General features: G+C 70.5%; 1 protein-coding gene. It reads right to left on the bottom strand.

The window, feature by feature from the left end; translation table 11 throughout:
• A partial coding sequence (locus QYS60_RS25740) for an AMP-binding protein (protein ID WP_371384665.1) occupies window positions 1-678 on the bottom strand: 678 nt, incomplete at both ends.

Raw genomic sequence — 678 nt, 5'->3', positions numbered from 1 at the left:
CGCACGTCGTCGAGACCGCGCAGGGCGGCCTCGATCTCGCCGAGCTCGATCCGGAAACCACGCACCTTGACCTGGAAATCCGTCCGGCCGACGTACTCGAGCCGACCCGCCGCATCCCACCGCACCAGATCACCCGTGCGGTAGAGCCGCTCACCGACCCCGAACGGCGAGGCGACAAACCGCTCCGCGGTCAGATCCGCCCGGCCGTGGTAACCCCGCGCCAACTGCGCACCCGCCAGGTACAACTCACCCGGCACGCCGACCGGCACCGGGTGCAGGCGCTCGTCGAGCACAAACACCCGCGAATTCCACTCCGGCACACCGATCGGCACCGACACACCCGCCGCGTCGTCGACCTCGTGGAAGGTCACCGACACCGCCGCCTCGGTCGGACCGTACAGATTGTCCAACCGCGCCGCGTTGCGCGCCAGGAACCGCCCCGCCGTCGCCGCCGGCAACGCCTCCCCGATCGCGAGCACCTGCCGCAGCGAACCCGCCAGCACGCCCCCACCCTCGACGAGCAACGCCTCGAGTATCGACGGCACCACATGCAACGTGGTCACGGACTGCTCGGCCATCAACCCGTTCAGGTAGCTGGGGTCCCGGTGCCCGTCCGGCGCCGCGATCACCAACCGGCCACCGGAGACCAGCGCCGACCAGAACTCCCACACCGACAGG

The organism is Rhodococcus sp. GXMU-t2271 (genome assembly GCF_041414735.1).
Taxonomy (GTDB): Bacteria; Actinomycetota; Actinomycetes; order Mycobacteriales; family Mycobacteriaceae; genus Rhodococcus; species Rhodococcus indonesiensis.
Note: the sequence above shows the minus strand (reverse complement) of the source record. Positions and strands in the feature narration are given on the sequence as shown.